The sequence below is a fragment of the Niallia sp. FSL W8-0954 genome, from assembly GCF_038005605.1.
In the GTDB taxonomy this organism is placed as follows: domain Bacteria; phylum Bacillota; class Bacilli; order Bacillales; family Cytobacillaceae; genus Niallia; species Niallia circulans_A.
Window position 1 is genome coordinate 742,697 of sequence record NZ_JBBOTN010000001.1, and the last position, 14,998, is coordinate 757,694.

The 14,998-nt window shown below is 36.0% G+C and carries 14 protein-coding genes; 10 read left to right on the plus strand and 4 right to left on the minus strand.

The genetic code is table 11. From position 1 onward, the window contains the following. Window positions 1-85 precede the first annotated feature (85 nt). Window positions 86-1,261, minus strand: coding sequence for an MFS transporter (locus NX902_RS03690; RefSeq protein ID WP_095330723.1), 1,176 nt, complete (start codon window positions 1,259-1,261; stop codon window positions 86-88). A 238-nt stretch (window positions 1,262-1,499) separates the two neighbouring features. On the opposite strand from NX902_RS03690, the gene cax reads away from it, so the two are divergent. The 3 genes from cax (at window position 1,500) to NX902_RS03705 (ending at window position 4,517) form a co-directional block, all read left to right on the plus strand. Beyond that, complete coding sequence (gene cax / locus NX902_RS03695) at window positions 1,500-2,564, plus strand: calcium/proton exchanger (protein ID WP_095330725.1); 1,065 nt, start codon at window positions 1,500-1,502, stop codon at window positions 2,562-2,564. A 369-nt stretch (window positions 2,565-2,933) separates the two neighbouring features. Continuing rightward, window positions 2,934-3,593 (plus strand): YczE/YyaS/YitT family protein, encoded by a 660-nt coding sequence (locus NX902_RS03700; protein WP_341160554.1) that lies wholly within the window; start codon window positions 2,934-2,936, stop codon window positions 3,591-3,593. A 99-nt stretch (window positions 3,594-3,692) separates the two neighbouring features. Beyond that, on the plus strand, window positions 3,693-4,517 hold the full coding sequence (locus NX902_RS03705; RefSeq protein ID WP_095330728.1) for a YfkD famly protein: 825 nt from the start codon (window positions 3,693-3,695) through the stop codon (window positions 4,515-4,517). A 660-nt stretch (window positions 4,518-5,177) separates the two neighbouring features. Here NX902_RS03705 and yfkAB read toward each other — a convergent pair. After that, window positions 5,178-6,299 (minus strand): radical SAM/CxCxxxxC motif protein YfkAB, encoded by a 1,122-nt coding sequence (gene yfkAB, locus NX902_RS03710; protein ID WP_095330732.1) that lies wholly within the window; start codon window positions 6,297-6,299, stop codon window positions 5,178-5,180. Window positions 6,300-6,483: 184 nt separating this feature from the next. On the opposite strand from yfkAB, the gene NX902_RS03715 reads away from it, so the two are divergent. Beyond that, the gene (locus tag NX902_RS03715; RefSeq protein WP_341160555.1) at window positions 6,484-6,981 is read left to right on the plus strand and encodes a YtxH domain-containing protein; all 498 of its coding nucleotides are present in this window, start codon (window positions 6,484-6,486) and stop codon (window positions 6,979-6,981) included. Between the two features lie 164 nt (window positions 6,982-7,145). On the opposite strand, the gene NX902_RS03720 is transcribed toward NX902_RS03715, so the two are convergent. Beyond that, window positions 7,146-7,931, minus strand: a complete 786-nt coding sequence (locus tag NX902_RS03720; RefSeq protein WP_303981596.1) for a tyrosine-protein phosphatase — start codon at window positions 7,929-7,931, stop codon at window positions 7,146-7,148. Window positions 7,932-8,163: 232 nt separating this feature from the next. Between NX902_RS03720 and NX902_RS03725 the strand changes: the two genes are divergently transcribed. The 6 genes from NX902_RS03725 (at window position 8,164) to NX902_RS03750 (ending at window position 13,666) form a co-directional block, all read left to right on the plus strand. Continuing rightward, the gene (locus tag NX902_RS03725; protein ID WP_341160556.1) at window positions 8,164-8,769 is read left to right on the plus strand and encodes a TetR/AcrR family transcriptional regulator; all 606 of its coding nucleotides are present in this window, start codon (window positions 8,164-8,166) and stop codon (window positions 8,767-8,769) included. A gap of 152 nt (window positions 8,770-8,921) precedes the next feature. Then, window positions 8,922-9,107: an SE1561 family protein gene (locus tag NX902_RS03730; protein ID WP_047941711.1), complete on the plus strand. Its 186-nt coding sequence runs from the start codon at window positions 8,922-8,924 to the stop codon at window positions 9,105-9,107. A gap of 188 nt (window positions 9,108-9,295) precedes the next feature. Continuing rightward, window positions 9,296-10,834 (plus strand): fumarate hydratase, encoded by a 1,539-nt coding sequence (locus NX902_RS03735; protein ID WP_123258892.1) that lies wholly within the window; start codon window positions 9,296-9,298, stop codon window positions 10,832-10,834. Window positions 10,835-10,928: 94 nt separating this feature from the next. Beyond that, entirely contained in the window at window positions 10,929-11,750 is an 822-nt protein-coding gene (gene pdaA / locus NX902_RS03740; protein WP_445668885.1) for a delta-lactam-biosynthetic de-N-acetylase, read from the plus strand. Between the two features lie 86 nt (window positions 11,751-11,836). Continuing rightward, window positions 11,837-12,703: a DNA-3-methyladenine glycosylase family protein gene (locus NX902_RS03745; RefSeq protein WP_217279733.1), complete on the plus strand. Its 867-nt coding sequence runs from the start codon at window positions 11,837-11,839 to the stop codon at window positions 12,701-12,703. A gap of 90 nt (window positions 12,704-12,793) precedes the next feature. Next, entirely contained in the window at window positions 12,794-13,666 is an 873-nt protein-coding gene (locus NX902_RS03750) for a YitT family protein (RefSeq protein ID WP_303981579.1), read from the plus strand. A gap of 46 nt (window positions 13,667-13,712) precedes the next feature. On the opposite strand, the gene hmpA is transcribed toward NX902_RS03750, so the two are convergent. After that, the gene (gene hmpA / locus NX902_RS03755; protein WP_163184885.1) at window positions 13,713-14,921 is read right to left on the minus strand and encodes an NO-inducible flavohemoprotein; all 1,209 of its coding nucleotides are present in this window, start codon (window positions 14,919-14,921) and stop codon (window positions 13,713-13,715) included. Window positions 14,922-14,998: the final 77 nt, after the last annotated feature.

Genomic DNA, 14,998 nt, shown 5'->3' on the forward strand with positions numbered 1-14,998 from the left:
GTGACAGCATAAATACCGAATTAAAATAATTTTTTTATATTTAGTTGTATAAGCTGATTTTACCACATATTGTATGCGCAAGGTATTATTTTGCTTCTGCTAAATATTGATTTTTCACTTCTTTTTTCCCGAAAAGGAAAATAATCAAACCAACAATAAATAAGATAGCAGCAATCACTACAAAATAGCTTATATGCTGGAAATACTGAATAAACACCCCGCCCAAATATGGACCAATGAGACTCCCAACACTAAAGGCCATTCCACAAAGAAGATTTCCAGTCGGTAGAAGATTAGTTGGAACTAAATCGGTCATATAGCTAATACCTAGTGAGAAGGTAGAGCCAACTGCCATTCCGGCAAGGAAGAGACAGATGATCAGGCCAATTAAATAAGCTTCTAATAGGCTTGCGAAAGAAAAGCAGGCAGTACCAATAATTAAAATCGTTATAAGTGTCTGTCTTCTGCCAAATTTATCACTAATCATTCCTAAAGGAAGCTGAAAGACAATAGCTCCTATCGAAAAGGCGGTAAGCAAGAGAGAAATCTGGACGACACTTAATTCAATTCTTAATCCATACACAGGAAAACTAGAGTTTAAGCTTGATTCTAAGAATCCATAGGCAAGCGGTGGAAGAAAAGCAATCCATGCATACTTCATGGCACTAGAAAAGCGTTTCATTGTATCGAGAAATGAATTGGTTTCAACTGTTTGTTCTGGAAAATCATTTTTAATCCAGAGAATAAAGATCCATGCGATAAAGCACATAATAGATGAAAGAATAAATGGCAGCGACTCATTTATTTTTACTAATGGTGTTAACAATGGTCCCACTGCAAATCCAATCCCAAAGAATACACCGTATAGTGAAATATTGCGTCCGCGTTTCTCCTTTGGTGAAGCGGTAGTAATCCATGTTTGGGTTGCAAAATGGAGAGAATGATCTCCAATTCCAATAAATAAACGGAGAAGGAACCAGAACCAAAAGGATTTCCACACTGGAAAAAGTGCTAGTGCGACAATAACAACCAACCCGCCAAAAATGATAACGGGTTTATACCCATATTTACGCAAGGGATGTTCCATAAAAGGAGAGATTAGCAGAATCCCTATATAGAGTCCGACTGCATTTAAGCCATTTAAACTGGAAGAAAGACCATCATTTTCAAAAATAACAGCTATTAATGGAAGCAGCATTCCTTGACTAAATCCAGAAATACTGACAATGCTAATTAGTACGGCAAATTTTTTACTGTTCATAATATACTCCCTTATTTCTTACATTGTGTCTATATTTAGTCTCCCTAAATGATGTTAAAGGGGATTGAACAGTATTGCAATAGATTTTTTAGAGAAATAAGAATATTATTTTTCTTATGATAAAACAGTAACATTTCTTAAAAACTGGTTATATTTAGGGAAAGTAGCTGTATAATAAGTTTAGCCTCCAGTTGGATGGGAAAATATATGAAGATGATAGGAGAAAGGAAGCGAAAAAATGGTTAATAAAATATTTATGATAGCAGCATTTATTGGAGTTCCATTATCGATAATAGGTTCCTTGTTACATTGGTCAAGCATTCTTATGTTTGTTATTTACTGTCTTACCATCATCGCGTTATCAAGTTTTATGGGAAGAGCAACAGAAAGCTTAGCAATTGTCGCTGGCCCTCGAATTGGTGGATTGCTAAACGCTACTTTTGGTAATGCCGTAGAATTAATAATTGCTATATTTGCTTTACGTGAGGGATTAACAGAAGTAGTGTTAGCATCCTTAACTGGATCTGTGTTAGGGAATCTATTGCTGGTAGCAGGATTGTCCTTTTTTATCGGCGGGCTAAAGTATAAGAGACAGCAATTTAATGTTTTTGATGCTCGTCATAATTCAGGACTGCTGATTTTCGCAGTTATTGTTGCATTTGTAATTCCAGAAGTTTTTACGATGAATATGGGTGAAGGAAAAACACTTTCCTTAAGCATTGGGATCGCTATTATATTGATTGTATTGTATTTAGCAGCACTTTTATTCAAATTAGTAACTCATCGCGGAGTTTATCAAGTGGAAAAGAGTGGAGACCACGGTCATGCTCATGAGGAAATTCCAGAATGGTCTGTGAAAAAAAGTATTGCTATTTTGGCGATTGCAACACTAGCAGTTGCTTATGTATCAGAAAACCTAGTACATACTTTCGAGGTAGTTGCAGAATCATTTGGCTGGTCTGAGTTATTTATCGGGATCATTATTGTGGCGATTGTAGGAAATGCGGCCGAACATGCTTCTGCTGTCGTAATGGCATACAAGAACAAGATGGACATAGCGGTTGAAATTGCGATTGGTTCAACGTTGCAAATTGCGATGTTTGTGGCACCGTTATTAGTATTAATTTCCTTGTTTTTCCCGAGTGGAATGTCATTAGTCTTTACGTTGCCAGAACTTATTAGTATGGTAACAGCTGTATTGCTAATGGTAAGTATTTCAAATGATGGAGAGACAAACTGGTTTGAGGGAGCTACCTTACTGGCAGCTTATGCGATTATGGGAATTGGGTTTTATTTGCTTTAAGAAACATAATTTAGAAATAACAAGGCCTAGCCGTTTTCTTTACAACGGCTAGGCTTCTTTTTCTTTATTCACCTCTTTATTTTTCGATAATAAATTTTAAGTATTCGTTGATTTAAATATGTTGTTTAGGGATTCTATCATGTCGCTTCCATCGGATCACCAACCTCTTTTCCTTTTGTAATATGGATTACATTCTGATTGATGAATATTCAAAGGTTTATATTGTCCTCCTTTACTAAAATACAAGCGATCTAAATAGCTGCCCTCCTTTTATTTGATGATCTTATTATACAATAATATTTAATAAATGTAAATATTCTGATTATTTATTTTTAAGAATAATGGACAAGTTTTAAGTTAGGTAAGCATATGAATGAAAGAAAGAGGATGGTTGGAGAAAGGGGATATACAGGTATGTCGTCATTTTTTTATCGATGCCTTTTGTATGTAGTCGGGCTTTTTATATTAGCGTTTGGGGCAACGTTGACTATTAAGGCAAATTTAGGAGCTGGTCCTTGGGATGCTCTTAATGTAGGTTTGTCTCATTTGGTTGGATTAACAATAGGAAGCTGGATTGTTATTATAGGTATCATCCTTATATTTGTTAACGCTTTACTTTTACGCAATAAACCAAATTTATTATCTCTAGCAACCGTGTTTATTCTTGGTTTTTTTGTTGACTTTTGGATGGCACATCTTGTTAATCGTCTTCATTATTTTATGTTTATGAGTCAATTACTTTTACTTATTGCCGGATTAATTATTGTGGGTCTCGGGATTGCTCTCTACTTACAGTCTGAATTTCCTTTAAATCCCATTGATGATTTTATGGTTACCATTCAGGAGAGATATGGAGTCAATCTTATGGTGGCTAAGCTAATTGGAGAAATACTTGCTTTATTGTTCGCTTTTTTAGTAAAAGGACCTATTGGGCTTGGTACCTTAATCATTGCTTTTGGACTTGGTCCAGCTATTCAATTTTTCCATCCATACTGTTCTAAGCTGACGGGGAAATTTGTAATAAAATAGAAGGAAAGAAAAAAATTATTTTTAAATGGATAATCTCGATAAACTCCGAAAAAAATAATCATAGTGATGGATGATTATTTGAAGGGAGTTCAACTTGCTATGTACAAGAAAATAATGATTGTGCTTATATCTTTTTTCTTAATGCTGCCAATGTTCACGTATGCGGAAAAAGCAAAAGAAAAAGAAAAAGAAGAAAATCCACGGAAATCCAAAATTATTACCATACCTAATGCAGTTATGAATATAACGAAGGAAAATACGTATCCAAACCCAACACAGGATGTACCTAAGCTACAACCTAGTGAGTTAACACAGCAGCTTATTAATTCTTCTAAAGTGAAAATCGATAATCCAGACTTGATTCGTATGCTGAATGAATCCACGGTTAATAGTACGCCATTTGCTCTTGGCTATAAAGCAATTGTGTATTTAGGCCAATGGCCGCTTAACTATGAATCAACAGAAACAGCGCCAAATTGGGAGTATCAGAAAATAAACACCAATTTCTATGATAATCGTGGTGGAAAATCATCCTATCAGATCCATTATGTGCAAGAATCACAGAAAAAAGTAAGAGGCGGCTTAACTGCAAAAATTCCCAATGCAGAACAAGTAAAGAAAATGATGCTTGTAAAAGCAGCTCAAAATTCGGGGTTATCTCTCGCATTTGAAACAGTGGTTGGAACAGGAACGAAAAAGGATCAAGTATACAATATCCCAGCTAAAAGACTAGGGTATTTATATGGCTATGCACCTGCAGTTAATGAAAAAGGAAAAGTGACATATGGTGAAGTATACATGATGCTTAAAGGAAGCAAAAAATCCATTATAGTCAAAAATGTAACTTCTCAAGGAATTGGTGCATGGATTCCTGTCCAAGATCATGTTTCCTTTGAATTCAGCGCAAGCGAAAAACCGAAATAAATAAATGGTGAAAAGACTGACTATGGATGTCAGTCTTTTTTGTTAGAGAAGGTGTTGTGGGAAACAGAAATAACAGAAGTGAATCGGAGAAAGTGGCTTTTTTATGGAGGATGAAAGCTAAACGAGGAGGGGATAATTGGAAAAAATGGTGTTCATAAGAGAAATGAAAACCCAAAGAAGGTAAGCTAAGCGGAAAAGTGGTGTTCATAGGAAGGATGAAAGCAAGAAAAGCGGAGAGGAAAGAGAAAAATGGTGTTCATAAGAGAAATGAAAACCCAAAGAAGGTAAGCTAAGCGGAAAAATGGTGTTCATAGGAAGGATGAAAGCCAGAAAAGCGGAGAGGAAAGAGAAAAATGGTGTTCATAAGAGAAATGAAAACCCAAAGAAGGTAAGCTAAGCGGAAAAGAGGTGTTCATAGGAAGGATGAAAGCAAGAAAAGCGGAGAGGAAAGAGAAAAATGGTGTTCATAAGAGAAATGAAAACCAAAAGGAGGTAAGCTAAGCGGAAAAGAGGTGTTCATAAGGGAGATGAAAGCCAAAAAGAAAAACAGCATTTCTTCTTACCGCAAACTTATACCAATAGTACAAAATCATCATGCAAAAAACTCCCACAACGCACAATAAAAAGTGTCCATCAACTATCAATGGACACTACTTTTTATTATCGACTAATTACTGCATTTCTTTTTGTAAAATCTACATCTTGATAGTAACTGTTTTTTACAAGGACATTTGGTCCAAGGCATTTAACAGCAGGACAATGACAGTTTAGTGAACGAGCTAAATCAGTGGAAAGCCATTTTTGGAAGATATCCTCTAAATTATCTGTTTGAATATTACCAAGAGCTGGAGTGTCACCGAAATCAGTAACGATTACATCGCCAGTAAAAATATTTACGTTTAAACGAGAACGACCATCTGGATCATTTCGAACTGTTACGTTTTTGCTAGAATAAAGGCGGTTTAATAACTGTAGGTCTTCTTCTTTCGTATTACATGGATAAAACGGAAGGGTACCGAATAGCATCCACACATTTTCATCGCGAATATCAAGAAGGTGATTGATGCTGTCACGAATTTCGTCTAGTGATAATGTTTCTAAAGCAGAAGCAAAATCTGATGGGTACATAGGGTGAATTTCGTGTCTTTGACATTTCATCTCTTCAACAATTTGCCGGTGGATATGCTCTAAATATGGGAGTGTACGCTTATTTAGCATGGTTTCGGCAGAGACAACCACCCCAGCTTCTACTAAAGCTCTACTATTTGTAATAATGTTGTTAAATAGCTTCCCTCTTTGTTCATAAGTTGGTTTTCTAGCCATCATCGCAAAACCTCGTTCTGCAAATTCCTCTTCTGTTCCCCAGTTATGAGAAATATGCAGTACATCTAAATACGGAATTACGGGTTCATAACGATCCAGACCTAGTGTTAAATTTGAATTTAACTGTGTTTTTACTCCGCGACTATGTGCATATTTAAAAAGAGGGACAACATAGTTTTCTACAGATTTTCGGCTCATCATTGGCTCTCCGCCAGTAATACTTAGTGAGCGTAAATGCGGAATATCATCCAGTTTTTTTAGTAATAAATCAATCGGTAAAGCATTCGGGTCTTTTGGTTGAAGAGTATAACCAACAGCACAATGCTCGCAGCGCATATTACATAAGGTTGTTGTAGTAAATTCAATGTTAGATAAGGTTAATTTTCCATGCTGCTCCATATCCATATAAGCTTCCCAAGGATCAATGCTTGGAGAAATTATGTTTTTTTCAGTAATCATCATAAGCTCCTTTATAAAATAAATAGTTAAACTATATCTATGTGTAAAAAAGGTATAGAATGCTTTTTTCATTGTTAGGGATATAAGGCCCCTTGTCATTATTAAAGGAAAAATCCTATCTGTCAAACGTTTTTGTTTAAATATTGCGTAGGCGGGAAAAGAATCTTTAACGAGAAGAAGGGAGATGAATGATATGTCTAATGCAGCAAATCAAGGAAATAAAATTGTAACAGGCTTAGTAATTGGAAGTGTCATTGGTGTCACAGTTTCTCTAATTGATCCAGCTACAAGAAAAAGAACGATGCAGAAATTCGAGAATATAAAAGATGGAAGCACTCGCATTGTTCAGAGTTATAAAGATAACCCAGATGAATTTAAAAAGGATTGGAAGGAAAGATTCCATCGTTCCTCTGATGCCATGAAAGCTATTACGAATGATACCCAGAGATTGTACAAGCAGATTCAATCCACTGTGCGTGAGCGTTCCAAGGACTTAAAAGAAATTACAGAGGATTTCAAACAACTCTACTTTCAATCAAAGAGACAATATAATCAAATTACGCACAAGATAGCTACAACGAAAGATCAAATAATTGAATCATCAGAAATGAAAGAAGGAACCCAGCTTCCTGCTGTTAGAGAAGATATGGAAGTAAGGGAAAAGGGGACAGTCCTACAATAATGTAGAGAAAAGGAGCATCTTAAGTCTTAGAAGATGCTCTTTTTATGTAGCGTTGTCTTCTTTTTAATAAACTTGCTGGGTAGAAAGTTAAGCCAAATCACCAATTAAATTATCTCTAAACCCATCTTCACATGTAATGCCCCTATATTAAAGATCATAACTTTCTATTCAATTAATAATTGTTTGAGTTTGTCTAAATTGCTTTGAGGAATATTACAAGCCACCAGAAGATATGTTTCTATGTTTTCGTACTCCTCGATGATTTTACTATATACGTCTTCTAAGTAATCACGTTGAACCTCTAGCATGGGCTTTAATCGTTCTGGTGATACTTGAAACAAACTCATCCATCTAATAAAGTTTTCGACTTTCTTCATACGAGCAGCTATTAACTGATTTGATACTAGATACTCGTTTATAACCGCCTCATATGGGACACCCACAAGTAATTGAATAATTGCTGATACAAAGCCAGTTCGGTCTTTTCCTCCTGTGCAATGAATCAGGGCAGGAATATTTTGCTGGTTTGAAAGAAAGATAAGAATTTCGCGAATTTCCTTATGACAGCCAAAGGCCATATGTTCATACATTTCTTTCATGATCTTTTCAAAATCAATGGTATTTGACTTGCTAACTAGAAATTTAAAGAATTCAAGACGGGTAAATTCTCGGCTTTTATCATGGATGGATACATTTAATAATTGAATTCTTTTTCCAGTCGGGATACGACTTACCTTTGATTTTTGTTCATTAGGTGTTCTTAAATCACAAATGGCTTTTATATTCAATTTATCGAAGGTTTCCAAATCTTTGTTGGATAACTTAGATAACTCTTCTGAACGAAATAAAACACCAGCTTTCATTTTGCGCCCGTCACTGGTTGTCATACCGCCAATATCACGAAAATTATATAATTTTTCAAATTCAAATGCTTTTTCTAAGGTCTTCATTATCATCTCTCCATCTTTATTTTCAATATTGAAAGAGGGGGAATGGATCTAACAATGAATTTCCCCTCCATTGCCATCTCTTTATATGAACAAAAAAAGGTCTTATAGTCATATGGATTTAAAAATATGCTATTACTTATTTACTTTTATTTACAAAGAGATTAAGATAAGTATAAACATTATGTGACTAAATGTCTATAAAAAGTCATAAAATATTAAAAGGAGATTTGTCATGCCTAAATTTACAAAACAAGAAAAAGAGCATATTCATCGTTCCCTTATGGAAAAAGGAAGAGAAATTTTTATACAGTATGGACTGGCAAAAACAACTATTGATGATATTGTGCAGGCATGTGGGATTGCTAAGGGCTCTTTCTATAAGTTCTTTCAATCTAAAGAGGAGCTTTATTTTGAAATTCTAAAAAATGAAGAAGAAGTACGTGAGACAGTTCTTGCTGAATTATTTCGTGAAGATCTCTCTTCAAAAGAATTGCTTACTTCATTTTTTCATACATCTTTTACATTTGTTGAGGAAAATCCTTTTCTTCAGCGCGTTTTTCAGAGTGATGAACATGAAAGACTTACAAGAAAACTTCCGGAACAGATGGAAGAGTTCTCGCGGATACATACTCAAAGAGGAATCAACGCTATTAAAACTCTCATGGACCGTGGAGTCTTACCTAAAGAGAATCCCGAATTAACGGTAGGAGTTATCCAAGCGATTATGATGATAAGATTGCATAAAGATGAAATAGGAACAGAGCTTTTTCCTCAAGTGATGGATAGAATTATCGATTATATAGCAACAGGGTTAGGGAAGGAAAGTTTCAATAAATAAACAGAAAGGAGCATCTTTGACTGGATGTTTCTTTCTTTTTCCGCTATGAATGTGTAAAAAAATAATACCTGTGCAAAGCTAAAAAGACGAAGGTTGCCGAAAGAAGAAAAATTCGTTACGATTAAGAAGTAGTTTTGAAAGGAGAGAATACATTGGGTAGTTCAATTACAGATAAAAATGAGCAAGTTACTTTTCTAAAGACAAGATTAAATATGTTTATGGATGTGCTAGATGCAATTGATCCAGAAGAAGCTGAACTAGAGGATATTGATCGCTTAATTGAAATGATAGATGAAATTGAATCAAAATGTAATGAGTTTAAACATAGAGATTTATAGGATTATACTGCTTGGATGGAGAAAATCATCCAGGCTTTTTTTGTTTTTTTGGGGGAATATTTCTGTAAACGATTGCAAATCACTTCTCTATCGCCGAAGAGAAGAGTATAATTTTTTATAGGGAGTATTTGTATGTAACAAAAAATGTGCAAGGTATGCCTTGCGCTTTTCAAATGAGGGGGAGAAGCATGTATTTTGAAAATCTGAAGAAGAGTATTTACGATTTAATTGTAGAAACATCGACCAATCTTCCAAAAGATGTGCGCCGTGCAATTGCGAAAGCTACTGCATCAGAAAATGCTGGGACTCGTTCGGCGATGAGTTTAGCGACCATTACGCAAAATATTGGGATGGCGGATAAGGAAGTCTCACCTATTTGCCAAGATACAGGGCTGCCAACATTTAAAATAAAAACACCTATTGCTGTCAATCAGCTAGATATAAAAGCAGCTATTTATGAAGCAATGGAGCTTGCAACGAAAAATGGGAAGCTCAGACCAAACTCCGTTGATTCACTTACAGGCGAAAATAGCGGGAATAATTTAGGGGCAGGGACACCTGTCATAAAGTTTGAACAGTGGGAAAAGGATTATATCGATATTCGTTTAATTTTAAAAGGCGGAGGCTGTGAAAATAAAAATATTCAATACAGTCTTCCATGTGAATTAGAAGGGCTTGGCCGTGCTGGGCGTGATTTAGACGGAATTCGCAAATGTATTCTTCATTCTGTATATCAAGCACAAGGGCAAGGCTGTAGTGCAGGTTTCATTGGAGTCGGTATCGGTGGAGACCGTTCTGCAGGATATGATTTAGCGAAAGAGCAGCTATTCCGCTCTGTCGACGATACAAATGATATTCCAGAATTAGCGGCGCTAGAAGCGTATATCATGGAGAATGCGAATAAACTAGGAATTGGTACAATGGGATTTGGCGGGGAAACAACGCTGTTAGGCTGTAAAATTGGCGTGATGAACCGTATTCCGGCTAGCTTCTTTGTATCTGTTGCTTACAATTGTTGGGCATTCCGTCGTTTGGCTATCTCCGTAAACCCTGATACAGGGGAAATTAAGGAATGGCAATATCAAGAAGGAGATAAAATTGATTTCAAAGCAGAAACGGAAGACAATGAAGTAGCGGCAGCAGAGGAAGTTATTACTCTTCAAGCACCAATTAGTGAAGAGGAAATCCGCCAATTAAAAGTCGGAGATGTTGTCCAAATTAATGGAATGATGTATACAGGGCGAGATGCGATCCATAAATATTTAAGTACAAATGAGGCTCCAATTGATTTAAATGGACAAATTATTTATCATTGTGGGCCAGTTATGCTCAAAGATGAAGATGGAAATTGGCATGTGAAGGCTGCTGGACCGACAACAAGTATTCGGGAAGAGCCTTACCAAGGGGATATCATGAAAAAATTTGGCATTCGCGCAGTGATTGGAAAAGGCGGTATGGGTGCTAAAACATTAAAGGCATTGGAAGAGCATGGCGGTGTGTACTTAAATGCCATTGGCGGAGCGGCCCAATATTACGCAGATTGCATTAAATCGGTAGAAGGTGTAGACCTAATGCAGTTTGGAATTCCTGAAGCGATGTGGCATTTAAAAGTAGAGGGATTTAAAGCCGTGGTGACAATGGATGCACATGGTAATTCTCTTCATCAAGATATTGAAATGTCCTCTTTAGAAAAATTAGCGCAATTTAAAGATCGTGTATACAAATAAATTTGGTGAGAACGGCTAAAAGATTAGCCGTTTTTTTCTTTGCTTGTTATTACCAAGAATGAATTCCTCCAGTGTACAGAAAATAACAAAAGGAATGAACGGTAAAGGAGGAATTACATTGAAATTAGCAATCAAAGCGTTTATTTGTTTTTCTGCTTTTTGTTTATTTGCCCTTCCTGCTGTAGCGAGTGTATCCAATAAACCACAAAGCTGGGGATTCAAAAAGGCAGCAAATGAACAACCAGCAGAAGCAGGACCAGAGTTAGATGCTTTACTAGAAAAGTATGGTGCTTATTATAAAGATACAAGTGAAGATAAGGTGCTTTATCTAACCTTTGATAATGGCTATGAAAATGGGTATACAGGGAAAATTCTTGATGTTCTAAAAAAAGAAAAGGTACCTGCAACGTTTTTCATTACTGGTCATTATTTAAAAAGTGCTTCAGGTCTTGTTAAAAGAATGGCTGCGGAAGGCCATATTATTGGGAACCATTCCTACCATCATCCAGATTTTACCCAAGTTAGTGATGAAAAGTTAAAGCAGGAGCTTGATTCCGTTGTGAAAGAAACGGAAGTACTAACAGGGAAAAAGGGAATGACTTATTTACGTCCCCCGCGTGGTGTTTTTAGTGAGAGAACATTAAAGCTTGCTCAAGAGTTAGGATATACACAAGTGTTCTGGTCATTAGCCTTTGTAGATTGGAAGACCGATCAGCAAAAGGGCTGGAAGTATAGCTATGATAATATAATGAAACAAGTTCATCCTGGCTGTATTTTATTGCTTCATACTGTTTCAAAAGATAACGCAGAAGCGCTGGAACAAGCAATTAAAGATTTGAAAAAAAGAGGCTATACTTTTAAAAGCTTAGACGATTTAACACTGAAGAAAGAAATGGATGAAGGGATCATGCATTAAGAATGGTAAGCATGCCCAATTAGAGATTTTCTTCTCTTGATTGGGCTTTTTCATGCTATAATACAAGAAAAAAACAGGTGATCACCTTGCATACCATTAAAATTGAAGGACCTTATAATTTTGATCTTGTATTGAGCAGATTAGCCTTAGATCCACTACATGTACTGGATAAAGAAGCAAGATGGGTCAAAGTACCACTTCGTATCGATAACAAACCAATCGTGGTGAAGATACAAGCAACTGGAATAACGGAAAAACCAACATTTCGCTTAGAATGGGAGGAAATAGATTCCTCTTTGCATGACCTCATTTATAAAGAAATCCGCAGAATTTTCCGGTGGGATGAATCATTGCTCGCCATTCATGAACATTTTCAAGCAACCAAATTAAAGCCGCTCTTTGAGGAGCATTATGGAACACCGATTGTATTAGATTTTCATCCTTACAACAGTTTAGTAAAGTGTATAATCCATCAGCAGCTAAACCTAAAGTTTGCCTTCACCTTAACCCAGCGTTTTGTGACTACATATGGTTTTCAAAAAGATGGTGTCTGGTTTTACCCAGCACCAGAAACAGTAGCAAAGCTTACCGTCCAAGAATTGCGTGAGCTGCAATTTAGTACAAGAAAAGCAGAGTATATTATCGATCTTTCCAATGAAATAATAAAAGGTAATTTAGATCTCGCTAGTTTAGAAAAAAAGTCTGATGACGAAATTATGAAAGAATTAATCCGCTTTCGAGGAATTGGGCAATGGACGATTCAGAATCTATTGTTATTTGGATTAGGAAGGAATAATCTTTTTCCCATTGCGGATATAGGGATTCAAAATGCGTTGAAAAAGCTTTTACAATTGGATAAGAAGCCGACAAAAGAAGAAATGGAAGCTTTGCTCCCGGAATGGCATCCATATTTAAGCTATGCATCCCTTTACCTATGGAGAAGCATTGAGTAGCTCTTTAGCCTTATCTTTAGTTGTTAACAATTAACTATGGTAAAATATAAATAAGTTGATTATTTAAATAGTTTGAAACGAGGAAAGTAAATGGAGAAAAAGACACAGAAAAAACCAAAGAAGCTTCTTAAGGCTTCACGAGCATTATTAGTTATTATTGGAGGAATTATCACGGGATATGGACTGGAAGCAGTGCTTATTCCCAATGCAGTCTCCGATGGAGGGGTTACTGGTTTAAGTATCGTTGGTTCTCAGTTAATGGGATTTCCCCTTGGAATTTTGATTGGGATATTAAATATTCCCTTTATATTTTTAGGATATAAACAGATTGGAAAAAGTTTTGCTATATATTCGGTTATCGGTATACTTTCTTTAGCTATTAGTACAAGCTTAATGCACCATGTCCCGACCATCATTGAAGGAGATACACTTCTAATAACGGTTGTTGGCGGGATTATCATCGGTTTTGGAATGGGTTTAGCTTTGCGTAATGGTGGAGCATTAGATGGAATCGATATGTTAGCTGTATTGCTTTCAAGAAAATTACCATTTGGAACAAGTGATTTAATCTTATTTTTAAACTTGTTTGTATTTATTTTCGTATCTACGGTATTTGGTCTCCAAGGAGCTATCTTATCCGCGATTGCATACTTCATTGCCTCTAAAGTAATTCACATTGTAGAAGAAGGGTTAAGTGGATCCAAAACGTTTAAAATTATTACAGATGAGCCGGAAATAATGGTTGAAACCATTCGTGACCGTCTAGGTCGTAGTGCCACTTATACACTTGCAGAAGGCGGATACTCGAATGAGCCATTTAAAGAAATTACATGTGTAGTCAGTCGGATGGAAGAAAGAAAAATGAAAGAAATTATTCATGAATTAGATCCGACAGCATTTGTCGCTATTTATGATGTATCAGAAGTAAAAGGCGGTAACTTTAAGAAACGGGATATCCATTAATAGATAAAAAGCCAGATGTCTAGCGGACAAATGGCTTTTTTCTTTTTTATAACTTAATAGAAGGACCAAAGAATTCATAATGAATATGACTATCATCAACCCCATTTTCTTTTAACCCTGTTACCACTGCTTGTAAAAATGGAACTGGGCCGCAGACATAGTAATGTCCATCTGCTGTGATGGCATTCTCTTTTAGCCAGTCAGCATCAATATAGCCAGCTTTTTGGAAGAAAGGATTTAGCTTATCTTCTTCAGAAGGATTTTCGTATATATAGGAAAGATTAAAATTAGTAATTTTTTCTTTCAGTTGGATTAATTCCTCTTTGAATGCTTGGATGGAACCACTTCTTGCAGAATGAATAAAGTGTACCTCGCGATCTGGCTGCTCTTTTGCAATAGTTCCTACCATGCTCATAAATGGGGTGATACCAACACCACCACTAATAAAAACAATCGGGCTTTCTTCTTTTAAAAGGGTGAAGTCACCAGCTGGAACGGTAACTTCTACTAGATCATCAACATTAATATCGCTATGAAGATAATTAGAAACTTTGCCGTCCGGATTTTCTACTGACGCTTCCTTTTTAACGGAAATACGGAAATATTCTTTATTGCTGGCACATGATAAGCTGTACTGACGATTAAATAAGAATTTTTCCCCGGGAATGGATAAGCGGATGGTAATGTATTGACCAGCTTCATAGGCTGGCAATGAACTTCCGTCAGCTGGAGTTAAATAAAAGGACGTAATAACATCACTTTCTTTGATCTTCTTCATCACTTTAAATTCTTTATAATCAGACCAGCCGCCATTTTTAGAAGCACTTTCTTCATACATTTCTTTTTCAATATCAATAAATACTTGGGCAATGACACCATAAGCATCAGCCCATGCTTGGATAATTTCATCAGTAGCTGCATCTCCTAGAACTTCTTTAATCGCTTTTAAAAGAAATTCTCCGACGATTGGATAGTGCTCGGCTTTCACCATTAAACTGCGGTGTTTGTGGGCGATTTGTTTTACAACTGGTATAATAGTCTCAAGCTGATCAATATTTTGTGCTGCTGCTAATACGGTATTAGCAAGAGCGGTTTGCTGGCGTCCTCGTGCTTGATTAGCATGATTAAAAATATTCAGCAGTTCAGGGTGTGCAGCAAACATATTTTTGTAGAAAACAGTAGTTATTTGTGTACCATGTACTTGTAATACTGGTACAGTAGATTTAATAATGTCAATTGTTTTTTGTGATAGCATTTTTATAACCTTCTTTTAAAGTAATATTTTAAATACATCTTTAATGATAAAAGTCTGTCTGGATAAAAGCAATATTT